The organism is Cellvibrio sp. UBA7671, assembly GCA_002483145.1.
GTDB classification, from domain to species: Bacteria; Pseudomonadota; Gammaproteobacteria; order Pseudomonadales; family Cellvibrionaceae; genus Cellvibrio; species Cellvibrio fibrivorans.
In genome coordinates, this window is sequence record DLHJ01000002.1 from 40,338 (window position 1) to 65,507 (window position 25,170).

At 47.7% G+C, this 25,170-nt stretch carries 19 protein-coding genes; 16 read left to right on the top strand and 3 right to left on the bottom strand.

Translation table 11 applies throughout. From position 1 onward, the window contains the following. Nucleotides 1-80: 80 nt before the first annotated feature. Nucleotides 81-1,400, bottom strand: a complete 1,320-nt coding sequence (locus B4E62_RS00725) for a GGDEF domain-containing protein (protein WP_331350689.1) — start codon at nt 1,398-1,400, stop codon at nt 81-83. Between the two features lie 227 nt (nt 1,401-1,627). Between B4E62_RS00725 and pyrH the strand changes: the two genes are divergently transcribed. From pyrH to B4E62_RS00805, 16 genes are all read left to right on the top strand, one after another. After that, nucleotides 1,628-2,362, top strand: a complete 735-nt coding sequence (gene pyrH, locus B4E62_RS00730) for a UMP kinase (protein ID WP_133683125.1) — start codon at nt 1,628-1,630, stop codon at nt 2,360-2,362. Continuing rightward, complete coding sequence (gene frr, locus B4E62_RS00735) at nt 2,359-2,916, top strand: ribosome recycling factor (RefSeq protein WP_310071639.1); 558 nt, start codon at nt 2,359-2,361, stop codon at nt 2,914-2,916. The genes pyrH and frr overlap by 4 nt, the downstream gene beginning before the upstream one ends. Nucleotides 2,917-3,058: 142 nt before the next feature. Then, nucleotides 3,059-3,793 (top strand): polyprenyl diphosphate synthase, encoded by a 735-nt coding sequence (gene uppS / locus B4E62_RS00740; RefSeq protein WP_310071643.1) that lies wholly within the window; start codon nt 3,059-3,061, stop codon nt 3,791-3,793. After that, on the top strand, nt 3,786-4,640 hold the full coding sequence (locus tag B4E62_RS00745) for a phosphatidate cytidylyltransferase (RefSeq protein ID WP_331350690.1): 855 nt from the start codon (nt 3,786-3,788) through the stop codon (nt 4,638-4,640). Before uppS ends, B4E62_RS00745 begins: the two co-directional genes overlap by 8 nt. Further along, entirely contained in the window at nt 4,641-5,840 is a 1,200-nt protein-coding gene (gene ispC, locus B4E62_RS00750; RefSeq protein ID WP_310071648.1) for a 1-deoxy-D-xylulose-5-phosphate reductoisomerase, read from the top strand. It abuts the gene before it with no gap. Nucleotides 5,841-5,862: 22 nt separating this feature from the next. Beyond that, nucleotides 5,863-7,215: a sigma E protease regulator RseP gene (gene rseP / locus B4E62_RS00755; RefSeq protein ID WP_310071650.1), complete on the top strand. Its 1,353-nt coding sequence runs from the start codon at nt 5,863-5,865 to the stop codon at nt 7,213-7,215. A gap of 72 nt (nt 7,216-7,287) precedes the next feature. After that, on the top strand, nt 7,288-9,948 hold the full coding sequence (gene bamA / locus B4E62_RS00760) for an outer membrane protein assembly factor BamA (protein WP_414633246.1): 2,661 nt from the start codon (nt 7,288-7,290) through the stop codon (nt 9,946-9,948). A 37-nt stretch (nt 9,949-9,985) separates the two neighbouring features. Continuing rightward, complete coding sequence (locus tag B4E62_RS00765) at nt 9,986-10,498, top strand: OmpH family outer membrane protein (RefSeq protein WP_310071654.1); 513 nt, start codon at nt 9,986-9,988, stop codon at nt 10,496-10,498. A 17-nt stretch (nt 10,499-10,515) separates the two neighbouring features. Continuing rightward, on the top strand, nt 10,516-11,541 hold the full coding sequence (lpxD, locus tag B4E62_RS00770; protein ID WP_331350692.1) for a UDP-3-O-(3-hydroxymyristoyl)glucosamine N-acyltransferase: 1,026 nt from the start codon (nt 10,516-10,518) through the stop codon (nt 11,539-11,541). A gap of 30 nt (nt 11,542-11,571) precedes the next feature. Beyond that, nucleotides 11,572-12,009 carry a 3-hydroxyacyl-ACP dehydratase FabZ gene (gene fabZ / locus B4E62_RS00775; protein ID WP_310071660.1) on the top strand — a complete coding sequence of 146 codons (438 nt, stop codon included), beginning with the start codon at nt 11,572-11,574 and terminating at the stop codon, nt 12,007-12,009. 33 nt (nt 12,010-12,042) lie between these two features. Further along, entirely contained in the window at nt 12,043-12,813 is a 771-nt protein-coding gene (lpxA, locus tag B4E62_RS00780) for an acyl-ACP--UDP-N-acetylglucosamine O-acyltransferase (protein ID WP_310071663.1), read from the top strand. A gap of 94 nt (nt 12,814-12,907) precedes the next feature. After that, a complete protein-coding gene (gene lpxB, locus B4E62_RS00785) occupies nt 12,908-14,053 on the top strand; it encodes a lipid-A-disaccharide synthase (RefSeq protein ID WP_310071666.1) in 1,146 nt (381 codons plus the stop codon). Nucleotides 14,054-14,070: 17 nt separating this feature from the next. Then, nucleotides 14,071-14,679: a ribonuclease HII gene (rnhB, locus tag B4E62_RS00790; protein ID WP_310071668.1), complete on the top strand. Its 609-nt coding sequence runs from the start codon at nt 14,071-14,073 to the stop codon at nt 14,677-14,679. Nucleotides 14,680-14,706: 27 nt separating this feature from the next. Continuing rightward, a complete protein-coding gene (dnaE, locus tag B4E62_RS00795) occupies nt 14,707-18,240 on the top strand; it encodes a DNA polymerase III subunit alpha (RefSeq protein WP_331350693.1) in 3,534 nt (1,177 codons plus the stop codon). Between the two features lie 198 nt (nt 18,241-18,438). Then, the gene (locus B4E62_RS00800; protein ID WP_331350694.1) at nt 18,439-18,888 is read left to right on the top strand and encodes a CBS domain-containing protein; all 450 of its coding nucleotides are present in this window, start codon (nt 18,439-18,441) and stop codon (nt 18,886-18,888) included. Nucleotides 18,889-19,137: 249 nt separating this feature from the next. Then, entirely contained in the window at nt 19,138-20,085 is a 948-nt protein-coding gene (locus B4E62_RS00805) for an acetyl-CoA carboxylase carboxyltransferase subunit alpha (RefSeq protein WP_310071675.1), read from the top strand. A 72-nt stretch (nt 20,086-20,157) separates the two neighbouring features. Here the strand turns inward: B4E62_RS00805 and B4E62_RS00810 are convergent, their stop codons facing one another. Beyond that, complete coding sequence (locus tag B4E62_RS00810) at nt 20,158-22,356, bottom strand: bifunctional serine/threonine-protein kinase/formylglycine-generating enzyme family protein (protein WP_331350695.1); 2,199 nt, start codon at nt 22,354-22,356, stop codon at nt 20,158-20,160. A 125-nt stretch (nt 22,357-22,481) separates the two neighbouring features. Next, complete coding sequence (locus B4E62_RS00815) at nt 22,482-25,025, bottom strand: YgiQ family radical SAM protein (RefSeq protein WP_331350696.1); 2,544 nt, start codon at nt 25,023-25,025, stop codon at nt 22,482-22,484. Between the last annotated feature and the right edge of the window lie 145 nt (nt 25,026-25,170).

A 25,170-nucleotide genomic window follows, 5' to 3' on the forward strand; every position in this document is an offset into this window, starting at 1 on the left:
CTTTCACTAATTTGCCATGTAAAAACCCGCACGGGTAACCTGTGCGGGTTTTTTATGCTCCAGTGTTTTGTTTGCTTGAGCTACATGGGTTCGTCTGCATAAATGCAGCAATTTCGACCCTGCTCTTTTGCTTTGTATAGTGCGTTATCAGTGCGCTTGAAGCAGCTCGCAAAATCCTCCCCGGGCAATTGTTGCCCCACACCAAAACTGGCGGTTACAGACAGTGGTTTATCTGTTTCGCACTGTGAGTTGAATATGGCGGCGCGGATAATCTCTGCGAGTCCCATTGCCGTGGTTTTGCTGGCGCCAGGCAATAGCACGATAAACTCTTCGCCACCCCAGCGCCCAACATAATCCCCGGCGCGCACGTGTTGCTGGATAATTTGGGTGACGTGTTGTAAAACGCGGTCGCCCGTATCGTGCCCGCGCAGGTCGTTTACGCGTTTGAAGTGATCTATATCGATGATCATCAGTGCATAGTCGGGTTGATCGGGTGCTTTGATGTGGCCGCGTCCGGCGAGGCTTGCCACTATTTGGTCGATGCCAAACCGGTTGTAGATCTGCGTTAGTGGGTCAACCGTGGATAGGCGGCGAAATTTATTGGTTTCTTCTTGTAGTTGTTCGTTGCTGCTGCTGAGTTTGTTGATGATCTGGGTGTCGTGTTTGGTTTGCTTGCTTAGCTGGATCAGGCGTGTAATCGCGTAAACGAGTATTCCAAGCATCCAGAGGCAAAGAATAGCCAGATACCAGTACTCAATATTGATCCATTCACCATGTAACTCGAGTTTATCAATAGAGAAAGAGTGAGTGCCGGGTTTGATGGGTTCCCCGAAATCCACCGTGATTACCATGGCATTGTCCATTTCCGGTGAGGAGCCTGACAGCGGGATATTATATTGGCTTAGCCACCAGTCTGCTGCCACAAATGCTGGTAGTGCGATGCGATTTTCCTTGTTGAGTTCGCTGGTGTGGATTTGAATCGCATTAAATTTTGTGCTGTTGTTATCGCTGGGTTTGGAGTAAGCGGGGTTGTAGTTGCGAATTGCAATGCGCACTTTATTTGCGCTTCCGCTGTAGTTCAAGTGCAGCACTAGATGTTCGTAGATGGATAGGTCCATGCCTGTGTCGGCTGATTTGGAGAGGTCTATCGTGAGTGCACAGGGAAGGTAATCTGTTTTGTAGTTTTCCGGGTAGTTGCATTTCCACGCAGTATGGGTCTCGTTTGTCCACTCGGATGAGGGGGTGCCATCGGGCAGGGGAAGGGTCAGTAAGTAAAGTCTCGCACTACTGTCTGGTAGTAATACCACTTTTTTGTTGGGGATAAAGTGCACCCCTATAACCAAAAAAGCGGTAATCAGGATTGCAGCGAGTAAAATCGAGTTAACGTTTTTATCATTCATTATTGGTCTGGAGCCTAGTTAGCTTGATTCAAGTATTGACTAGAAGGGGATATTTTCAATGTCGATTTTGCAAATGGTCTGGAAGATGCTGATCCATGCCCCATTCCCAGTAAAAGTGAGCAACTCTAGCCACCTGCGGGACTGATTTCTGTTACACTGCACCGATTTTTTCGGCCCCTCAGTATGGGTGGGTATTAGCGGCTAACTCATTGTTTTGGAGAGCATTTATGTCCGGCCCAAGAGATAAAAAGTACAAGCGTATTTTATTGAAACTCAGCGGCGAAGAGCTGATGGGTACCGAGGGTTTCGGGATTGACCCCAAGGTGCTCGACAAAATGGCCTTGGAAATTGGCCAGTTAGTGGGCATAGGTGTGCAGGTGGGATTGGTAATCGGTGGTGGCAATTTATTCCGTGGCGCGGCGCTCAGTGCGGCTGGCTTGGATCGTGTTACCGGCGACCATATGGGCATGTTGGCCACAGTGATGAATGCCTTGGCGATGCGCGATGCGCTTGAGCGTTCAAATATATCGTCCCGTGTTATGTCAGCTATCCCCATGAGTGGTGTGGTTGAGCATTATGACCGCCGCCGCGCGGTGCGTTTTTTGAACTCCGGTGAAGTGGTTATATTTTCTGCCGGTACCGGCAACCCTTTTTTTACTACTGACTCTGCCGCCTGTTTGCGCGGTATTGAAGTCGATGCCGATATCGTATTGAAGGCAACCAAGGTGGATGGTGTTTACTCTGCTGATCCGAAAAAGGATCCAACCGCAACTAAATACGATCGTCTTTCTTACGACGAAGTCTTGGATAAAAAATTAGGTGTGATGGATTTGACGGCTATTTGTTTGTGCCGCGAGCACGACATGCCGGTGCGGGTATTCCGTATGAATAAAACCGGCGCACTGCTAAATATCGTTGTAGGTAGCAACGAAGGTACTTTGATTGAAGAGGACAAATCATGATTAATGACATCAAAAAAGACGCCGAAGCGCGTATGAAAAAGGCCGTTGAAGTGCTCAGTCTGAATTTCAATAAAATTCGCACTGGCCGTGCGCATCCAAGCTTGTTGGATGGCATTCTTGTTGATTACTACGGTACTCCAACACCCTTGGCGCAAGTGGGCAATATTAATATCGAAGATGCACGCACCCTGTCTATCAGCCCTTGGGAGCGCAATTTGGTTCCGGCGATTGAAAAAGCGATTATGAAATCCGATTTGGGTTTAAATCCGTCCACTAACAATGGCCTGATTCGTATTCCGCTGCCGATGTTGACTGAAGAAACGCGCAAGAATTTTATCAAGCAGGCGCGTGCTGAAGCAGAGAATGGCCGTGTTGCTGTGCGCAATGTGCGCCGCGATGTATTGGGTGATGTAAAAGCGCTGCTGAAAGATAAGGCAATTGGCGAAGATGATGATCGCCGCGCACAGGACGAAATCCAAAAAATTACCGACAAATATATCGCCGAAGTTGATAAGGCTCTCGCTGCGAAAGAAGTGGATTTGATGGCTGTTTAATCCGCATCACCCGGTTGGGGATGGCGCTGTCTACGGTCACCCCAATCTCGCCCACTACACAACACCTATAAATAGCAGATTACAAAAAAGCAAAAACGGGTCATCGATCTATTCGATAAAGCCTGCTGCCGGGAGAGTATGCGTGACTGACAATAGTCTTCGCCATGTGGCGATCATTATGGATGGCAATAATCGCTGGGCTAAACAGCGCGGTATGGCGGGAGTTTCTGGCCATAAAGTCGGTGTTGAGCGTATCCGCGATGTGATGGCGGCGTGTCAGGAAGTGGGTGTGGAAGTGCTCACGGTGTTTGCATTCAGCAGTGAAAATTGGCGTCGTCCACCAGTGGAGGTGGAGGCACTTATGTCGCTGTTTCTGCTGTATCTCAAAAATGAAGCCAAAGCGCTCAAGAAAAAAGATGTAGCGCTGCGTGTGATTGGCAATCGCGAGCGCTTTAGTCCTTCCATCCAAAAAGCCATAGCTGCCGCAGAAGAGTTGACACGCGGTGGTAAAACCACCTTGGTCATCGCTGCCGATTACGGTGGCCGCTGGGATATTGCTGAGGCGGCAAAAAAGCTCGCACTCCAGGTTGCGGCAGGTGAATTGGATCCTGCGACGATTACTGAATATTCCTTGCACGAGCACACTTGTCTCGCTGACTTGCCACCGCTGGATTTGTTGATCCGCACCGGTGGTGAAGTGCGCATCAGTAATTTTTTATTATGGCAGTGCGCTTATGCCGAGTTATTTTTCAGCGAAAAACTCTGGCCGGATTTTGATGGTAACGAGCTGAAAAAAGCCGCTGCCAGTTTCCATGAGCGCCAACGCCGTTTTGGTATGACTGGTGACCAAATTGATGCGGGGGCACTCCATGCTTAAACAGCGTGTTATTACCGCCCTGGTGCTTGCCGTTATTTTCCTCGCGGCCTTATTTGGTTTGCCTGCGGGTTATTTTTCATTTTTTATTGGTGCTGTTTTATTAATTGGCGCTTGGGAATGGGCTAGTTTGTCTGGATTTTCCGCCCTGTGGCAGCGCCTTGTTTATTCTTTTGCGCTACTGATCCTGCTGGTTGTTGCTTCACGCTATTTGGGTTTTGAAGGCGAGGCCAGCCCCCGGCTCAACAACGAGGCTATCCGTGATCTATTAGTCGTGGGTTGTGGTTGGTGGGCATTGGCGTTGTTGCTCGTGCAGGGTTATCCCAGTAGTAGTGTGCTCTGGGGACACAAAGCCCTGCGGTTAGCGATGGGGGTGATGGTACTCATCCCTACGTGGGTAGCCTTGGTTTATGTTCGCCAGCAAAACAATGGCGCTTGGTTGGTGCTCTTGCTGATGCTCGTTGTCGCTGCAGCAGATAGTGGTGGCTATTTTGCCGGGCGCCGTTTTGGTAAGCACAAGTTGGCACCGGCAGTGAGTCCGGGCAAAACTTGGGAGGGATTTGCTGGCGGTTTTCTAGCGAATTGTCTGCTGGCTCTTATTGTCAGCCAGGTTTTCAATCAGAGCCTTTTATTGATGCTTGTGTTGATTGTTCCTACCAGTTTGATCTCGGTGTTGGGTGATTTGTTGGAAAGTATGGTCAAGCGTCATGCAGGTGCAAAGGACAGTGGCAGCATTTTACCCGGCCACGGGGGTGTTCTTGATCGTGTAGACGGTATTACTGCCGGTGCGCCGGTATTTGCGTTGGCGCTGCTGGCAAGCGGCGCATTTAGCTCTGGTGTGGGTGTTTAAATGCAGGCTATACCTCAGCAAATTACTATCCTTGGCGCGACTGGTTCAATCGGCGTCAGTACGTTGGATGTTATTGCTCGCCATCCGGAGCGCTATCAGGTATTTGCGCTAAGTGCCGATCGTCGCTGGCAGCTATTGGCAACACAGTGCTTAATTCATAAGCCTCGTTATGCGGTGTTAAATGATCCCATTGCTGCTCTTGAGTTGGAGCGCGAATTGCGCCGCCAGGATTGTGCAACCGAAGTGTTGCAAGGTGCCGATGCTTTAGCAGCGGTTGTAGCGCATGAGCAAGTCGATACGGTTATGGCCGCAATTGTGGGTGCGGTTGGATTGCTACCAACATTGGCAGCGGTTAAGGCGGGCAAAAAAGTGTTGCTTGCCAATAAAGAAGCCCTGGTGATGGCGGGGGGCTTGTTTACCCGCGCTGTCGCTGAGCATGGTGCAATCCTGTTGCCCATCGATAGTGAGCACAATGCCATCTTTCAATGCCTCCCCAATCATCGCACCGATTATCTGGCTGAAGGCCTTAAATCGAGTGGTGTGCGGAAAATCCTGTTGACGGCGTCTGGCGGCCCGTTCCGCAATACACCCATAGCCGATTTGGCCAAAGTGACACCTGAGCAAGCCTGCGCCCATCCCAACTGGAGTATGGGGCAAAAAATTTCGGTCGATTCAGCCACTATGCTTAACAAAGGCTTGGAGCTAATAGAAGCCTGCTGGCTATTCAATACCCGCCCGCAGAGCGTGCAAGTGGTAATCCATCCGCAGAGCGTTATTCACTCTATGGTCGAATATATCGACGGTTCGGTATTGGCGCAGTTGGGTAATCCCGATATGCGCACACCTATCGCCCATGCATTGGCTTGGCCGGAGCGTATTGAATCAGGTGTGTCCAGCCTTGATATTATCGCCACCGCCCGGCTTGACTTCAGTGCGCCGGATTATGAGCGTTTTCCCTGCTTACGCTTGGCACAGCAAGCTGCAGAAGTTTCCGGTACTGCACCGGCAATACTTAATGCTGCCAATGAAATCGCAGTGGCGGCATTTTTGAATCGATCAATTCGCTTTGACCAGATAGCCTTGGTGATCGACCATGTGCTTTCGCATCTTTCATCCTGTGATCCACTCAATCTAGCGCAGATCCAAAGTGCAGATGCAGAAGCTCGCGCTCTGGCGCAGCAGTTGATTGCGCGTTGGTGACTTTTATCCCGAGGCAGTATCCATGGAATTAATCCAGACGATTGTGTCTTTTCTGGTGGCTTTGCTAATTCTGGTTTCAATCCATGAATTCGGACATTTTTATGTCGCGCGACGCTGTGGCGTGAAGGTGCATCGTTTTTCCATTGGTTTTGGCAAAGTGCTTTGGTCATGGCGGGATAAACAAGGTACCGAGTATGCCTTGGCTGCATTGCCTTTGGGTGGCTATGTCAAAATGCTGGATGAGCGCGAGGGCGACGTCGCTCCCGAAGAGCGTCATTTGGCCTTTAACAATAAAACGGTATGGCAGCGTATTGCGATAGTAGCGGCTGGCCCGCTAGCTAATTTTTTATTGGCGATACTGCTGTTTTGGTTTTTATTGCTTCAAGGGCAGCGCGATTTAATTCCTGTGATTGATAAGGTCGAGCCGGGTTCTGTAGCAGCCCAAGCGGGGTTGGAGTCTGGACAGGAAATTATCGCTGTCGATGGAGAGCCAACGCCAACCTGGCAAGCGCTCAATAAAGCGCTACTCAATCGTCTGGGCGAAACAGGGAAGATTAGCTTTAAGGTCGCCTATCCTGACTCGCAATTTAATTATGAATCTGAAGCACATTTGGTTGAATGGTTACGTGACGCAGCTGACCCCAATCCGATAGAGGGTTTAGGCATTACCTTATACCTCCCCAAAATCCCTCCTATTGTTGGCGAAGTTCTTACCGCCAGCCCCGCTGAGAAAGCCGGTCTTAAAGAGGGAGATAAGATTCTCAAGGTCGATGACTTGGTTATCGACGACTGGCAAACCTGGGTTGAATACGTGCGCAAGCATCCAGGTAATGCATTGCAAGTCAATTTCGAGCGAGATGCGCAGATATTGCAAGTAACCCTTATTCCAGAGTCGGTGGAGGAGGATGGGCAGCGTCTTGGGCGTATAGGTGTTGGGGTAAAAGCTTATACCATACCTGAAGATATGATCCGTTCTTATGACTATTCTATTTCCGGTGCCTTTGTGGCCGGCGTCAACAAAACCTGGGAAACCTCGGGATTTGTTCTTTTATCAGTCAAAAAATTGATTCTTGGCGAAATTTCCACGAAAAACTTGAGTGGACCGATAACCATTGCTAAGGTGGCGGGCTCTTCGGCCGAGAGCGGCCTGAGGAGCTTTATTGGTTTTGTCGCCCTGCTCAGTGTATTCCTGGCAGTCTTTAACCTTTTACCTATCCCGGTACTGGATGGCGGGCACTTATTTTATTACTTAATTGAAGTAATTAAGCGGAAACCGGTGTCCGACAGAGTGCAGATGCTGGGGTATCAGGTTGGGCTCTTTCTGGTGATCAGTCTAAGTATTCTGGCGCTGTATAACGACATAATGCGGCTTTGATCTGGCAGTTCTGTGCCGGGCTGCGACCAACATTCATTTATGATTAGAACAGATTCTATGAAGCGAGTTTTGATGCGAGTTATTGGCTGTTTTCTAGCGCTATTCCTGTCTTTTGCGGTGCAGGCGCAAACCTTTCGTGTAAGCGATATTCGTGTAGAGGGTTTACAACGCGTGTCCGCAGGTACTGTCTTTAGTGCCATGCCTATCCGTGTTGGCGACGTCCTTACCCAGGCTGATATTCAAAATGCGACCCGCGAATTATTCAAGATCGGCTACTTCTCCGATGTTGCTATCAAGCGTGATGGCGATGTACTTGTATTGGTGATCAAAGAGCGCCCGGCGATTAACAAGATCGAGTTGAAAGGCAACAAGGCCATTAAAACTGAAAACCTGATGGACAGTTTGAAAGATAATAATTTGTCTGAAGGGCAAATTTTCCAGCGTGCAACATTGGAAGGCATCACTCAGGCATTGCAGCGTGAATATGTGAACCAAGGCCGCTATGGCGCAAGCGTGAATATCGAAATTGAAGATATGCCGCGCAACCAGGTCAAAGTATTGGTAAAAATTGATGAAGGTAGCCCTTCGCGTATCAAACAAATCAACATTGTTGGCAACAGTAGTTACACCGAAGAAGAGTTGATTGACTTGTTTGAGTTGAAAACGACAGGTATGTGGTCGTGGATCTCCGGCAATGACAAATACAATAAAGAAAAAATGAAAGGGGATCTGGAACGCCTTGAGTCCTGGTATATGGATCGCGGTTATCTGAACTTCAAAATTGATTCATCACAAATATCGCTGAGTCCGGATAAGGCCAAAATTTTTATCACCGTGAATATCACTGAGGGTGACATTTACCGGGTGAGCGATATAGAACTTGCTGGTGATCCTGCGATTGACGAGCAAATTATTCGCAGCATGATTTTGATGCGCAAAGATCAAATTTTTTCGCAAATACTCATGACTACCTCGGAAGAATATGTCACCAAACGTCTGGGTAATGAAGGCTATACCTTTGCCAAGGTCGAAGGTATGCCCGAGCGCAATGATGCTGATAAAACGGTAAAAATTACCTTCTTTATCGAACCAGGTAAGCGTGCTTATGTAAATCGCATTAATTTCCGCGGCAATACCAAAACGGTTGATGAAGTCTTGCGCCGTGAAATGCGCCAGATGGAGGGTGGTTCAGCCAACTCCGCACAAATCGAAAATTCAAAAGTGCGCTTGGAGCGTTTGGGTTTCTTTAAGGAAGTTAAAGTAGAAAACAAAGAAGTTCCAGGCACATCTGATCAGATTGATGTCGAGTACACAGTGGAAGAGCAGCCATCCGGTAGCATGGGTTTGCAAGTTGGTTACGCGCAATATTCAGGTTTACTATTTTCTGCCAGTATTCAGCAAAACAATTGGTTTGGCACGGGTAAGCAAGTGGGTTTCAGTTTTAGTCATAACCGTTACCAAACTGCTTATAACTTCAATTACAACGATCCTTACTTCACGCCAGATGGTGTAAGCCGTGGTATGAGTTTGTATTACACCAAGAGCGACTACGGTTCGTACAACGTAACGCCATATAGCACTAATGTTTATGGTGGTAAGCTGAATTTTGGTTACCCGATTTCTGATATCGAGCGTATCGGCTTTGATATTGGTTTGCGTAGTCTGGAAGTAGAGCCAACTGGTTACTCTTCGCAGGAAATTATTCGTTCACCATTTTGGAATTCAACCACAGGCTACATCACGCAAGCACAATATTACGAGTTAGTTCAAAAATTGAATAATGGTATCGATTTTCCCAATGGCATTTTTACGCCACAGACATATAGCGAAGAAATGCTAAATGCACCTGGCTTTCTAGATATCTATGGTGACACTTTTAACGATGCACAAGTAAGTATGTATTGGTTGCGTTCAACACTGAACCGCGGTGTGTTGGCTAATCGTGGAGCATCACAACAACTTACATTCGAGTTGTCGTTGCCTGGTGGTGATTTGCAATATTATAAATTTGATTACACAGGGCAAATATTTACACCGCTTACAAGATCACTTACTTTGCGGTTACATACTCGTTTGGGATATGCCGGAGCATATGGTGATCTGGATGAATTGCCCTTCTTTGAACATTATTACGCTGGAGGGTTTGGTTCAGTACGTGGTTTTGAACGCAACACGCTCGGCCCGCGTAGTTCACCGCAACGTACTGCTGTCAGCACGCCGACGATTTGGGACGACCTAAATGGTGATGGTGATTATATTGGCGATACCGGTGAGGTCGGGGGGGGCGCTTACATTTTGTGTGAAGACCCTGATGAGCCTGGGGTTGGTTCCAGTGGTCAAAATGGCGTAGTGCGTATATGTAATCCCGGTGAATTGATCAGTGATGCGGTTCTGGGTAGTACTTATACCAGTCGAACCCGTGGTGCCTTTGGTGGAAATGTGCTAATTCAGGGGGGGGCAGAAATTTTATTCCCGCTACCTTTCATCAAGGATCAACGTTCTATTCAAACAACATTCTTTGTCGACGCTGGCAACGTGTTTGATACAGATTGCGGCGCAACACAGCTCAACTGTTATGGTGTTGATATAGACCGTATCAACGCATCTGTGGGCTTTGGTTTAACCTGGATTTCCGGCTTTGGTCCTATGACCTTCAGTATTGCCGAGCCATTCAAGGAAAACGAATATGATCGCACAGAAGTGTTCCAGTTCTCCTTGGGGCAAACTTTCTAACAATAATTTTTTAATATCAAATCAAGAGGAATAGATCGTGACTGTTACACAAAAAATGTTTGCTGTAGTTGCGTTGTCGCTGATGTCGGCTGTTTCATGGGCGCAAGGTAAAGTGGTTGTGCTCGATCCAACTGGTGCAGTGATGGGTACTGCCGCAGCAAAAGCTAAATTTGAAAAATTACAAAAGAGTGCAGAATTTGCTGCCGCTAAAGCAAAGTTAGAAGGCTTACAAGCAGACATCAAAGCATTGCAAACTGAGTATCAAAAAGATGGTTTGACTTGGAGTGCAGAAAAGCGTGCCGAGAGCGAAAAGAAATTGCAGAGTCTTGGTCAGGACTACCAATTCCAAGGCAAAAAATTGCAGACCGAGCAACAAGCTTTGATGCAACAAATCATGCAAGAGATCGGTCCGAAGATGGAGGCTGTTGTTAAGCAATTAGTCGAGTCAGAAAATATCAGCATGATTGTTGACGCTAAGGCCGTGATGATGTCAAAACCAGAAAATGATTTGACTCCCAAGGTAACTGCCCTGCTTGATAAAGCCAAATAAGATCGGGCTTTCTGCACATGAAGCGTTCTTATTTATTGGCTGAATTAGCGCAACTGCTGGGTGCAGAGTTGCGTGGTAACGCAGAGCACGAAATAAGCGCGCTTGCTACTTTGCAGTCTGCTGGCTCAGCAGACTTAAGTTTTATCGCTAATCCTGCCTACAAAAAGTACTTGTCTACAACGCAAGCTGGGGCATTGCTTATCAATGCGGAGCTTGCTGACGAGTTTGCGGGTAACAAGCTGGTGATTAAGAATCCTTATGTCGCTTACGCCAGATTGTCGGCAATATTTGAATTTCTCCGTGCCCCATACTCAGGCATTCATCCTACCGCCGTTATCGGTGAAGATTGTTTTTTGGGTGAAGACATTTCCATCGGCGCGAATGCAGTCATCGGCGATGGCGTAACCTTGGCTGATGGTGTGGTTGTCGGCCCCGGTAGCTATGTTGGTAATGATAGTGTTGTGGGCGCTAACACACGACTTGCGGCGAATGTCAGTGTTTATCATGGTGTTAGCATTGGTGCTGACTGCATGCTGCATAGCGGTTGCGTGATCGGTGCTGATGGTTTTGGTTTCGCACCTGATGCTAGTGGCTGGATCAAAATCCACCAATTAGGTGGAGTACAAATTGGCAACAAGGTTGAAATTGGTGCTTGTACTTGCATTGATCGCGGTGCGCTTGACGATACTTTTATCGGTGATGGTGCCATTATCGATAATCAGGTCCAGATTGGCCACAATGTGCGCATAGGCAAAAATACCGCCATAGCTGCTCATACCGCCATCGCCGGCAGCACTACAATTGGTGCAGGTTGCACTATTGCAGGTGCAGTTGCTATCGCCGGTCATTTAACACTTGCAGATAAAGTGCATATTACGGGTAGGAGTATGGTGTCTGCTTCAATTTCTGAACCGGGTTCTTATTCATCCGGCACACCCTTGGCTCCAACAAAAGACTGGCGTAAAAATGCAGCACGTTTTCGCCATTTAGATGCTTTGGCAACACGCTTAATAAAACTCGAACGCACTCATGGTGCGGAATAAATTTTTCATTGATCGCTTGGGGTTTGTACCATGATGGACGTTAACGAAATTCGCGAATACCTACCACACCGTTATCCCTTTTTGTTGGTGGATCGCGTGGTGGAATTGATTGAAGGTGAGTCAATTATCGCGTACAAAAATATTACTGTTAACGAAGAAGTCTTTAATGGTCACTTTCCGCAAAGCCCTGTATTTCCGGGTGTTATGATTATTGAAGCTATGGCGCAGGCATCAGGTATCCTTGGCTTTAAAACCATGAATAAAAAACCGCAGGATGGATCGATCTATTTGTTTGCAGGTGTGGATGATGTGCGTTTTAAGCGGCAGGTAATTCCTGGTGACCGCTTGCAACTGGAATCGCGGGTTATTTCGGAAAAGCGCGGTATCTGGAAATTTGAGTGTAAAGCCAGTGTTGACGGCGTATTGGCAGCATCTGCCACTATTCTTTGTGCAGATCGCAAAATTTAATTCGCGTTAGCCTGATATTAGCGAGAAGATATTTTGATAGATTCATCTGCAATTATTCATCCTAGTGCCAAACTGGCGGCTGATGTTCAGGTCGGTCCCTGGACGGTTATTGGCCCTGATGTTGAAATAGGTGAGGGCAGTGTGATTGCCTCTCATGTTGTGCTTAAAGGCCCGACCACTATCGGCAAGCACAACCGTATTTATCAATTTTCATCGGTCGGCGAAGATACTCCTGACCTGAAGTACAAAGGTGAGCCAACCCGTTTAGTTATTGGCGATAATAATGTGATTCGCGAAGGTGTAACTATTCACCGCGGTACCGTGCAGGACCGGGGGGAGACTACGATTGGAGATCACAATCTGTTAATGGCGTATGTCCATGTCGGGCACGACAGTGTGATAGGCAATCACTGCATTCTGGTGAATAACGCAGCGCTGGCTGGCCATGTGCACATTGGCGATTGGGCAATTCTGAGCGGATTTACCTTGGTTCACCAGTTTTGCAAAATCGGTGCGCACAGTTTCTCTGGTATGGGCAGTGCGATTGGCAAAGATGTACCCGCTTATGTGATGGTCAATGGCAGCCCTGCTGAAGCAAAAAATATTAATGTGGAAGGGTTGCGTCGGCGCGGCTTTACCAAAGACGATATCAATTTGCTAACCAAGGCTTATAAAACGATTTATCGACGTGGCTTGACGCTCGATGAAGCACTGACGGAATTGAATCCATTAGCTGCAGAATCCCCAGCATTACAGGTGTTGATTGATTCTTTAAACAGTTCAACGCGCGGTATTGTTCGTTAAATATTTTTTTGTTGTGTCGTCATCTAGAGAGTTGTCTAGAAAATTACCCGCACAGTTTTCTCCTCGAAAAACACGCTAAAAATCCGGAGGCTTAGTGTCTGATCACATACACATAGGTATTGTTGTCGGAGAGGCATCCGGAGATATTCTTGGCGCAGCACTGATGCAAGAGTTGCGTCGCCACTTTCCCACAGCAGAATTTTCCGGTATCGGTGGCCCGCGCATGTTAGCGCAGGGTTTTCACTCGTATTTCCCACAGGACCGTTTAGCGGTAATGGGGCTAGTTGAGCCCTTGAAGCGCCTGCCGGAATTGTTGCGTATCCGCAAATTTTTACGCGAGCATTTTATCGCTAATCCTCCCGCTGTATTTATCGGCGTGGATTCACCCGACTTTACCATTCCTCTTGAAGCATCACTTAAAGAAAAAGGTATTAAAACCGTTCATTATGTGAGCCCCTCAGTCTGGGCTTGGCGACAGAAACGCATTATTAAAATTGCGCGTGCAGTTGATTTAATGTTGACGCTCTTGCCTTTCGAAGCAAAGTTTTATCAGGAGCATCACGTGCCGGTGGAATTTGTTGGGCATCATCTTGCCGACGAAATTCCATTGCACGTCGATAAAATTGCCGCACGTAAATTGCTGGGCTTGCCTGAGGAGGGTCGCATAGTTGCACTGTTGCCTGGAAGCCGCGCGAGTGAAGTGGAACGGATGGGTGAAGTGTTTATGCGCACTGCCGTTTACTGTTTAGAACAAGATCCCAGTTTACAATTTATTATTCCTGCGGCCAGTCCGGATCGCTACCGCCAATTGCATATTGAATTGAATGAGTTTGTCGATTTTCCTATCGAATTAATTAATGGCCATTCCCATGAGGCTATGGCAGCAGCTGATGTGGTTTTATTGGCGTCAGGTACGGTCACGCTTGAAGCCTTGTTGTTGAAAAAACCCATGGTGGTTGCCTACAAGATGGCACCACTCACATTCAAGATTTTATCTTGGTTAGTAAAAACGCCTTGGGTGTCATTACCTAATTTACTGGCGCAAAAAATGTTGGTGCCGGAGTTGTTACAAAACAACGCCACTCCTGAAACACTCAGTACGGCAGTGATGAACTATTTTGAAAACCCTGAAGAAGCACAAACATTAAGTCAAACCTTTGCTCAAATGCATATCGAATTAAAACGTGACGCGAGTGCCCGAGCAGCGGATGCAGTGGCTCGTTTGATTAAACAACAGTAAATTACGCAGGTGTCTTTGTGCTTGAACCTTTTATCAGTGCGTATCAAGGTCTACTCGGTGCTGGTTGTGATGAAGTAGGTCGCGGACCGCTAGCGGGTGATGTAGTTGCAGCTGCTGTTATCCTTGATCCGGAAAATCCTATTGCAGGTTTGGATGATTCCAAAAAACTCACTGAAAAAAAGCGTGAGCAGCTATTTATTGAAATTCAACAAAAAGCCAAGAGCTGGTGTATTGCGCGCGCGTCTGTTGCTGAAATTGATAGCATTAATATTTTACAAGCTAGTTTGCTTGCTATGACTCGCGCGGTTCAAGGACTACATATTCAGCCTGAACATGTGCTGGTAGATGGCAATAAATTACCTAAATGGCATTACCCTGCTGAAGCAGTTGTGAAAGGTGATAGCCGAGTTGCCGCGATAAGCGCAGCTTCCATTCTGGCCAAGGTAACCCGTGACCGTGAAATGATTGCGTTGGATAAAACTTATCCGGGATATGGTTTTGCTGATCACAAAGGTTATCCCACCAAAGTGCATATGGATGCCTTGGATAGATTGGGCATTACACCCATTCATCGCACTTCCTATGCGCCAGTGCGTGCCAAAATTGAACAAATGAAATTGTTTTAATGCCCTAACGCCCTTCAGAAAATACTTATGCCTGCTGCTAATTTTGTCCACCTGCGTTTACATACTGAGTTCTCACTGAGCGATAGTTTGGTGCGGATTAAATCGCTCGTTAAGCGCACGGCAGAATTAAATATGCCAGCTTGTGCGATTACCGATCAGACCAATTTTTATGGCCTTATTAAGTTTTATAAGGCTGCACAAGGTGCTGGTGTCAAGCCCATTGCCGGTAGTGATTTTTGGATTGCGAGTAACGATAGTGAAGGTAAGCCAACACTCATTACCTTATTGGCGATGAATGATCGCGGGTATAAAAATATTATCGAATTAATTTCGCGCGCGTGGCGTCATGGCCAGCAACAAGGTGTTGCCTACTTGCAGCGCGAATGGATTAGTGAGTACAGCGAAGGCGTAATTGCACTGTCCGGCGGAAAGTTTGGCGATGTGGGTATGGCGTTACTCGGTGGCAGAACACCGCAAGCCGGTGAGTTGTTACAGGGGTGGATGCGTGATTTTCCCAATCGCTTTTATTTAGAGTTACAGCGTACCGGGCGCGAAAACGATGAAAATCACCTGCATGCAGCAGTTGCACTGGCAGCAGAAATGAATTGCCCCGTTGTTGCAACCAATGATGTACGCTTTTTAAAAGCCAGCGAATTTGAAGTACATGAAGCGCGTGTGTGTATTAGTGAGGGTCGTGCATTGGATGACCCCCGACGGGAGCGTCGCTACAGCGATCAGCAATACCTACGCTCTGCGGAAGAGATGACGGAATTATTTAGTGATATCCCCGAAGCCATCACCAATACCATCGAAATTGCCAAGCGCTGTACGGTTACAATTCAAATGGGTAAATACTTTTTACCTGCATATCCGGTGCCGGAAGGTCTTACTGAAGCAGAATTTTTCCGGAAAATTTCGCACGAAGGTTTGGAGCAGCGGCTTGAACGTATTCTTGACAAATCTTCCCCCGATTATGCGGAGCGCCGTAAAGTCTACGAAGACCGTTTGACCTTTGAGTTGGATATTATTAACCAGATGGGATTTCCTGGTTACTTCCTGATTGTAATGGACTTTATCCAATGGGCGAAAGATCACGACATTCCCGTTGGGCCGGGTCGTGGTTCGGGTGCTGGATCGCTCGTTGCCTATTCATTAAAAATTACCGATCTTGATCCGCTGCAATACGATTTGCTGTTCGAGCGCTTTCTAAACCCTGAGCGGGTCTCCATGCCGGACTTTGATATCGATTTTTGCATGGACAACCGCGACAAGGTTATTTCTTACGTTGCCGATAATTACGGCCGCGATGCTGTAAGTCAAATCATTACCTTCGGTACCATGGCTGCAAAAGCGGTAGTGCGCGATGTGGCGCGGGTGCAGGGAAAATCTTACGGTCTCGCCGATAAACTTTCCAAGATGATTCCCCCCACTCCGGGTATGACACTTGCGCAAGCGCTTGAAGAAGAGCCGCAACTTAAAGAATTTATCGAGCAGGATAGCGATGCCGGTGAAATTTGGGAGATGGCGGTGCAGCTTGAGGGGTTGACGCGTAACGTCGGTAAGCACGCCGGCGGTGTCGTTATTGCTCCCACCAAGCTTACGGATTTTTCGCCGCTTTATTGCGATGAAACTGGCGGAGGTTTGGTTACCCAATTTGATAAGGGTGATGTGGAAGAGGCGGGCTTGGTGAAGTTTGACTTCCTCGGTTTGCGCACGCTCACGATTATCGATTGGGCACGCATTATGATCGATAAGCAGCGCGTTAAAAAAGGCGAAGCTCCGCTTGATATAAGTGCAATTCCACTTGATGATCCCAAAACATTTGGCTTATTAAAACGCGCTGAAACCACCGCCGTATTCCAGTTGGAATCGCGTGGTATGAAAGACCTGATCAAGCGGTTACAGCCAGACAATATTGAAGATCTTATTGCATTGGTGGCGTTGTTTCGTCCCGGCCCATTGGAATCGGGCATGGTGGATGACTTTATCAACCGTAAACACGGGCGCGCGCAAGTCGCGTATCCCGATGCAAAATTTCAGCACCAAAGTTTAAAGCCGGTACTTGAGCCGACTTATGGCGTTATTGTTTATCAAGAACAAGTCATGCAGATTGCCCAGGTGCTTGCTGGTTATACACTCGGTGGTGCCGACATGTTGCGTCGTGCGATGGGTAAGAAAAAACCGGAAGAGATGGCCAAGCAGCGTGAGGTTTTTGAAAACGGCGCAAAAAGTCAGGGCGTTGATCCTGAGCTGGCGATTAAAATTTTTGACTTGGTAGAAAAATTTGCGGGCTATGGTTTTAACAAGTCCCACTCTGCAGCCTATGCGATTGTCTCTTACCAAACCGCGTGGTTGAAAGCGCATTACCCAGCGCATTTTATGGCGGCGACTATGTCGTCGGATATGGATAAGACCGATAAGGTGGTTACCTTTATCGAAGAATGCCGCACCATGAAATTGAAATTATTACCGCCGGATGTGAACTCTGGCGAGTTTCATTTTACAGTGGATGACGCGAGTAGAATTATTTATGGCTTGGGGGCCATTAAAGGGTTGGGTGAAGGCCCGGTTGAATCGATTATTGCGGCGCGCAATGAAGGTGGCCCTTTTAAAGATCTATTTGATTTCTGCGCGCGTGTTGATCCGCGCAAAGTAAACAAGCGTGCGATGGAAGCGATTATCCGCTCCGGTGCTGCCGATAATCTCGGCCCGACCAGCAATACACCGCAACATAATATCGACCATGACCGCGCAGTGATGTTTGCCGCTATGGGTGAAGCCGTTAAAACCGCTGAGCAAGCCATGGCCAATACCAATGCAGGTATGATGGATTTGTTCGGTGCGGTGATTGCCAATGACGAATCCAACCGCGATGTGTACAGTGATTTCCGCCGTGTGCGCACCTGGACTATGAAGGAGCGCTTGAATGCAGAAAAAGAAACTCTCGGTTTGTATCTCACCGGCCATCCAATTGATGAATACGAAAGTGAACTCACTCATCTGGTTAGTTCGCGTATCGCCAATTTAAAACCTGAGAAAAGCACACAGACTATTTCCGGTTTGGTCATCTCCCAGCGTATCGTGAAAACCAAGCGCGGCGATAACATGGCAATCCTGACGATTGATGATCGCACCGGGCGCATGGACGTTACCCTTTTTGCCGAGACGTTTAATAACTCGCGCGATGTGTTATCAAAAGATGGGTTGCTCGTGATTAGTGGGCAAGTCAGGTATGACGACTTCAGTGGTATGTTAAAAATGAGTGCCGATAATCTGCGCTTGCTTGCTGATGTGCGTCAGGAAAAAGTACGGGAACTTTGGCTGGAGTTGGAATCCGGTGCACTGCCCGCCAGCTTTTCACGCGAGTTGGGTGAGATGCTGGATCCCTATCGCCAGTCCCCTCAGCAAGAAGCTCGTTGCGCGATTGTCGTTGATTATTTGCGGAGCGATGCGCGTGCACAATTGCGTTTTGGCAGCCAGTGGAATGTGCGTCCGGAAGACGAATTATTACAGCGCTTGCGCGATAGCTATGGCAGCGGAAAAGTGCGTTTGGTTTATTAAATCTACTTTTATTATCGCCCTTCAACGTCACGGAAAGGCTGTGCTGCAGTCTTTTTCTTTTTTAATGCTATAGATTTGTTTAGATAAACCTGTTCTAAAAAATCAGCTGCTAAAGATTTTTTCAGTCTCTTGCTTCCATCATATCCATCTAAACTCTAATTGAAAGGTCTAAAAAACTGAATGATGGAGGGCAGTAACATGTCATCAATTCTTGTTAAAGATTATATGCAAGCCAATGTGCAGGCGATTAAGGCGGATGCCAGCGTGCGCGAGGTGGTGGAGCATTTACTCAAATGGAATATTACTGGCGCACCAGTGGTGGATGCGAGCATGGCAGTGGTGGGTTTTGTGTCGGAACAAGATTGCATTAAAGAAATGTTAAACAGCGCTTTCTACGCTGAGGATTCAGCTCTGGTCACCAGCATTATGCGGTGTGATGTGCTGAGTGTTACTCCGGATACCAGTATTCTGGAGATCGCGGAAATCATGCTCGGTAACAAACCTAAAAATTATCCTGTCACTGAGCACGGCAAGCTGGTGGGGTTGATCAATCGCCGGCATATCTTGCAGGCCTTAAAACAACACAGTGGGAGCTACTTCTCACCGGGCCGTGAGCGCCCATTATTTTCTCTGGTACAAGTTATGTAATAGCGTCTACTGCTTAGGGGTTTGTTCCTCAGTGGGGCAAATCCTGACGCCACATCTTTTCAGTCCGGTTTAAGGTCCAGGCACTCCCTTCATTTTCGCTGGAAAAGATCGACTAAATCGCCCATTTCGCGTAAGGTAGCGCCCCAATTGTGCTGCCTGTTAGACTGACTAAAAAGCCATCAGTAGCAGGCTGCAGCACTCACCCTATAAGTCAAAATGGTAGTTTGCTACCCGGATCAAGAGCTCGCTATGAATCTGAATTATCTGGATTTTGAACAGCCCATCGCCGAACTCGAAGGCAAGATTGAAGAATTACAACTAGTGGGCAACAGTTCCGATGTGAACATCGCCGATGAAATCGCCAAGTTGCGTGAAAAGAGTACCAAGTTGACTGAGACAATCTATTCCAAGCTGACCGCTTGGGATATCGTAAAAGTCGCCCGTCACCCGCACCGCCCGTATACCTCTGATTATATTTCCCGTGTGTTTACCGAGTTTGACGAGTTGCATGGTGACCGTCACTTTGGTGATGACGCAGCTATTATTGGTGGCGTAGCACGTCTGGACGGCAAACCGGTGATGGTAATTGGCGAAGAAAAAGGCCGTACTGTCAGTGAAAAAGTTATGCGCAACTTCGGTATGCCGCGTCCAGAAGGCTACCGTAAGGCTTTGCGCTTGATGGAAATGGCTGAGCGTTTCAAGCTCCCGGTATTGACCCTGATTGATACTCCCGGTGCCTATCCTGGTATCGACTCGGAAGAGCGTGGTATTTCTGAATCTATCGCACAAAACCTAGCAGTTATGTCGCGTCTGCGCACCCCGATTGTCTGTACAGTAATCGGTGAAGGTTCTTCTGGCGGCGCCTTGGCGATCGGTGTAGGTGACCAGCTCAACATGCTGCAGTATTCCACCTATTTCGTTATCTCCCCTGAAGGTTGCGCCAATATCATTTGGAAAACCGTTGCTAAAGCACCAGAAGCAGCGCAAGCAATGGGTGTTACCTCAAAAATTTTGCAAGACTTGGGCATTGTTGATGAAACCATTCCCGAGCCTCTGGGCGGCGCCCATCGCAATGTGGACGATATGGCGAAAAAACTGCAGGAACGTTTAGTGGCGCAGGTTGATCGTTTGAGCAAAGAACCAGTTGATGCATTACTTGAACGCCGTTATCAGCGCTTGATGAGCTATGGTAATTAATCCAAAATAAAATTTTGAATAAAAAAACCGCTGATGAGAGTCAGCGGTTTTTTTATGGGAGTTAATTGAAGATTAATTTTCCCGCTTGAAAATGCTATCGGAAATCTCACGAAAAATATTGCGTCTTCGCGGTCTGTTTTCGTTTTTGATTTCATTCTCTATTTGTTGTGCCGGGGTTTCTTGTACCAAGCGCAAGCCAATGGACTTGCGCGATTTGCTTGCAGTAATTGCCACTTGCGAATAAGCCGTAATGGCTTCAACTTTACTGGCAAATGATCCGCCACGCACTCTGCGTTTTATACAGGCTGATGCGGGAGTTTTATCAGCGCAATCATTTACCCATTCGGCGACATTGCCAGCGGTATCGTGGATGCCAAAATCATTGGGCGGAAAACTGCCTACCGGCTGCGTTTTATTGTTAAAGAAGCTTGCCCAGAATGATTTGCAGCCACGGCGACAATTCGCCCGCTCATGTGCGTCATTTTCATTGTTACCCCACCAGTAACTGCTGGTCGTGTTTCCACGCGCGGCATATTCCCATTCGGCTGCTGTTGGTAGGCGATAATTTTTACCGGTAGTTTTGCTAAGCCAATTGGCGTAGGCGATGGCATCATCCCAGCTGACATTAATGACCGGGCGCTCACCGCGGCCCCAGCCCATATCGTCAGGTAATGCGCGATTGGTTGCTAGCGCAAAAAAATCGTATTCATTAAATGTAATTTCGTAGCGACTGACTAAGTAATTATTTTCCAGCACTACCGTATTAGCAGTGCTGCTATTGGCATCGCCCATTAAAAATGAATCGCTATAAACCTCTACCATTTCTGGTAATGGCAGTTGGTTTGGGTTGGCAATTTGTGCTGATTTTTGTAGCGCAATGTCCCAGGTTTGGTTACGTGCATTAAGCCTTATCCATTTGGTCTTGGTTGCATAACCCGGGTGGCTGATTTCTATATGGTAAGCAGCGGGGGCGAGTGGCATACCGGTTGAATATTTATCTTTGATATTGAGTATGCGAACCCGCGCTTCAGCGGGTATAGGATTAATAGTTAGCGGCAATAAATTGTCGCTCACATTTTGGTGGGCGTTTGTTGTCTCATCACTCCCGTTTGCAGACAGCTGTGCCCATTGTTCACGTGTGCTGGTACTGGGTTGTTCATCAACAAACATAAAACCTATCGCCAATAGTACAAGTAAACCTAGCGAACCATAAACCCAGCGCAGTTTGTTGCGGCTATCGTTAAATATGCTTGATGTTGGACCAGCCATATAACCAGGTGCCGCGACAAGTGTCTGCTCTAACTGCGAGCTGGTGATGATAGTTGGCTCTGCTGGGGATGTGGAAAGTTTCCCCGCTGTCGCATTAAAAAACGCGGCAGATCTATTTGCAAAAAATCGTAGGTCTTGTGCTATGAGACTGCCTAATGTCTTGACTAATTGAACAGATTTCACAGTCCCACCGCCAACCATCATCAGCGATTTGTTGCTGGCAATAGGTTCGAGTATATCAATCAGCTCGCGCGCTGTTTGGAAGCGCTGCTCCGGTTTTTTGGCGAGCAGTTTGTCCATTATCGATTGCAGTGCAAATACATTCAGTGGAAGCTTGGGGGCTTGCTCATGAATATGTTTTATTCCCAATGCGAGCGAACTATCTGCTTGAAACGGACGCTTGCCGGTAAGCATTTCATAGAGCACTACACCAAGGCTGTATAAATCCGATCGCCCATCGCTGGTCTCGCCCTTTGCTTGTTCCGGGCTCATGTAATAGGGCGTACCGATTACTGCTCCCACTTGCGTCATATTCGCTTTAGATTTAATTGTGCGTGCTATGCCAAAATCGGTGAGTACGGGTGAGTCATCTTCGCGGAACAAAATATTTTCTGGTTTGATATCGCGATGAACGTAGCCTTTGCTGTGAGCATGTTCCAATGCAGCAGCAATTCCCAAGGTGATTTTTAATGCAGTGTCAGTCGCAACTCCCTGCGTGATTTTTTCATCCAATGAACCTTTGGGTAAAAACTCCATGGAGATATAATTAAATTTTTCATGCCGACCTATGTCGTAAATCGGAATAATATTCGGATGTGAGAGTTGGCCGATTATAGTAGCTTCGCGTTGAAAGCGTTGGTGAAATTCCGGATCTTGATCCAAAGACGGCTTCATGATTTTAAGTGCAACAGTACGCCCAACACTGTGTTGGGTGGCTAGGTAAACAGTCGCCATACCGCCACTGTTGATTTTTTTGATCAGTGTGTAGCCGGGGATTTGCATTTTTATAAATAAATCAGATTTGTATTGGCAATCAGGGAGGTTGTGCGAGCGGCTATTTTAGCGGAATTTGCTGAATAGAAACTGGCTAGTTTGCACAAATCCATTTGTGCAAAGCAGGTCGAGTATTATTTCTTGGGTGCACCAGGTTTATGCCGCGGGTTTTGTCCGGAAGGGCGCTTGTTAATGAGCTGTAGCTTGCCCGCCTTAGCGCCTGTGAATTCCTTTTTTACCGGTGCGCCAGCGCCTTTAGGTGCGGTGGTTTGGGCATTGAATTTTTTGGCGCTTTCAAATTTATCGCCAAAAGCTTTTGCTGCAGGTTTGCTTGCGCTTTTGGCAGTAGCTTGGTGGTTGTTCGTCTTGCCCGTGAATTTACCTGTAGCGGGCTTGCCCGCTGGTTTTCCTTGCACACGTGCGTTCGGGCTGTGGCCGCGACCAGTGTTGCGTGCATCCGCCTGTTCATCCGGGATCAATGCTGAGGCACTACTACCGATCAAGTGTGGCTTACGCATGGCGCGCAGTGCTTCACGGATCATCGGCCAGTTGGCGGGGTCGTGATAACGCAGCAACGCTTTTTGTAGGCGACGTTGTTCTATGCCGCGCGGAATATTAATCTTCCCGCTCTTGTAGGTTAATTTTTTCAGTGGATTGCGCTCGCTCACATACATCGCTGTCGCCAATGACATGGGCGATGGATAAAAGGTTTGCACTTGGTCTACTTCAAAATTATTTTTCTTTAACCAGAGCGCAAGGTTGAGCATATCTTCATCGCGCGTGCCCGGGTGCGCTGCGATAAAATAGGGAATTAAAAATTGTTCCTTACCCGCTTCTTTTGAAAATTTATCAAACATGCGTTTGAATTCGTAGTAGCTACTCATTTTCGGTTTCATCATTTGCGAGAGCACACCTTCTTCGGTGTGCTCTGGTGCAATTTTCAAATAACCGCCCACGTGGTGGGTCACTAGTTCTTTTACGTATTCGGGATCGAGCACCGCGAGGTCATAGCGCAAACCAGAAGCAACGGATACTCTATTTACACCGCGAATTTTGCGCGCTTCACGATATAAATTCGTGGTGTGTTTGTGGCTGGTGGTTAAATTTTTACAAATAGTCGGATACACGCACGATAAACGACGGCATTTGGATAGCGTCGGCATATCTTTGCAGGTAAGGCGATACATGTTCGCCGTAGGGCCACCCAAATCAGAAATATGGCCGGTAAAGCCCGGCACTTTATCGCGAATATCCTCAATTTCTTTAAGGATCGATTCTTGCGAACGGCTCTGGATAATACGGCCTTCGTGCTCGGTGATCGAACAAAAAGTACAGCCGCCAAAACAACCACGCATGATATTCACTGAGGTTTTAATCATGTCGTAGGCGGGAATTTTTTGCTTGCCATAAACCGGATGCGGCACGCGTGCGTAAGGCAAATCAAATACACCATCCAGCTCATCGGTTTCCAATGGAATTGGTGGTGGATTAATCCAGACTTCGCGGTTTTCATGTTTTTGAATCATCGGGCGCGCGTTGTAGGGATTTGCTTCTTGATGCAAAACACGCGATGCATGCGCATACAAAATCGGATCATTCCTTACTTTGTCGAAGGAGGGCAGACGCACGTACACTTTTTCCGCATCCATCATTTCACTGCGGTTTTGCAACGGCATGGGAATAATGCGAATTGGCTGCGGTTCATTGGGGTCGAATGCTTTTTCGCTTTCAATACCTTGTGCGGGGCAGCCTTGCGTATTTAATTGATTAACAGCGAGTTGTTCGGCTGCTTCCGGATTCAATGTCGCAATTTGCTCCGCCATTTTTTCCGGATCAAGTTGGCGCAAGCCAATCTGCGAGTTATTGATATCCGTTTGCGCAGCATCCACTACGGATTTTGCGTTATGTTGGTACTCATAGGGGTTAGGCAATTTATCGATATTACCCGGCCAATCGATGCGTGTGGAATCAATTTCCGTCCAGCCAGCGGGCGGTTCTTTTTTGATAACCACGGTACCGCGAATACTGTCGAGTTCTTTAATGCTTTTGCCGGCGGCGAGTGAATGCGCCACTTCGGCAATCGCACGCTCGGCATTGCCGTACAGCAAAATATCCGCAGTGGCGTCGATCAATACCGAGCGGCGTACTTCATTGCTCCAGTAATCGTACTGTGCGATACGACGCAAACTGGCTTCGATTCCACCTAGCACAATCGGCACATCTTTGTAGGCTTCTTTGCAGCGCTGGCTGTATACGGTTACTGCGCGGTCGGGGCGTTTACCGCCTTGGCCGCCGGGAGTATAGGCATCGTCCGAGCGCAGGCGAAGGTCGGCAGTGTAGCGGTTGATCATGGAGTCCATGTTGCCCGCGCTTACGCCAAAAAACAGGTTGGGTTTGCCGAGGGCTTTGAATGGCTCGGCGCTGCGCCAGTCGGGCTGGGCGATAATCCCCACGCGAAACCCTTGGGATTCGAGAAACCGGCCAATCACTGCCATGCCAAAACTCGGGTGATCCACATAGGCATCGCCACAGACGACGATAATGTCGCAGGTTTCCCAGCCCAATTTGTCCATCTCTGCACGGCTCATCGGCAGAAAGGGGGCTGGCTTGTAGGTTTTAGCCTGGCTATGGATGTTGGGTTTTGGGTAGGAAAAAAGGTGTTTGGCGGTGCTGTTCATGCTTCGGTACTGCGCTGGGTAAGAATCAAGTAGCCATTGTCCCAGAATCCTGCGCGCCTATACAGCGCTAATAGTGAAACCCGGTGTTATGTTGGACTGGCGACTTATCTGGTAGGCTTCAAAGCCGATGGCAAGAATCACTTGG

Bases quoted from the DNA above. Each gene is read 5' to 3' on its own strand.
- B4E62_RS00725 (WP_331350689.1), bottom strand. From the start codon at position 1,400: ATGAATGATAAAAACGTTAACTCGATTTTACTCGCTGCAATCCTGATT.
- pyrH (WP_133683125.1), top strand. From the start codon at position 1,628: ATGTCCGGCCCAAGAGATAAAAAGTACAAGCGTATTTTATTGAAACTC.
- frr (WP_310071639.1), top strand. From the start codon at position 2,359: ATGATTAATGACATCAAAAAAGACGCCGAAGCGCGTATGAAAAAGGCC.
- B4E62_RS00745 (WP_331350690.1), top strand. From the start codon at position 3,786: ATGCTTAAACAGCGTGTTATTACCGCCCTGGTGCTTGCCGTTATTTTC.
- ispC (WP_310071648.1), top strand. From the start codon at position 4,641: ATGCAGGCTATACCTCAGCAAATTACTATCCTTGGCGCGACTGGTTCA.
- rseP (WP_310071650.1), top strand. From the start codon at position 5,863: ATGGAATTAATCCAGACGATTGTGTCTTTTCTGGTGGCTTTGCTAATT.
- bamA (WP_414633246.1), top strand. From the start codon at position 7,288: ATGCGAGTTATTGGCTGTTTTCTAGCGCTATTCCTGTCTTTTGCGGTG.
- lpxD (WP_331350692.1), top strand. From the start codon at position 10,516: ATGAAGCGTTCTTATTTATTGGCTGAATTAGCGCAACTGCTGGGTGCA.
- fabZ (WP_310071660.1), top strand. From the start codon at position 11,572: ATGATGGACGTTAACGAAATTCGCGAATACCTACCACACCGTTATCCC.
- dnaE (WP_331350693.1), top strand. From the start codon at position 14,707: ATGCCTGCTGCTAATTTTGTCCACCTGCGTTTACATACTGAGTTCTCA.
- B4E62_RS00800 (WP_331350694.1), top strand. From the start codon at position 18,439: ATGTCATCAATTCTTGTTAAAGATTATATGCAAGCCAATGTGCAGGCG.
- B4E62_RS00805 (WP_310071675.1), top strand. From the start codon at position 19,138: ATGAATCTGAATTATCTGGATTTTGAACAGCCCATCGCCGAACTCGAA.
- B4E62_RS00810 (WP_331350695.1), bottom strand. From the start codon at position 22,356: ATGCAAATCCCCGGCTACACACTGATCAAAAAAATCAACAGTGGCGGT.
- B4E62_RS00815 (WP_331350696.1), bottom strand. From the start codon at position 25,025: ATGAACAGCACCGCCAAACACCTTTTTTCCTACCCAAAACCCAACATC.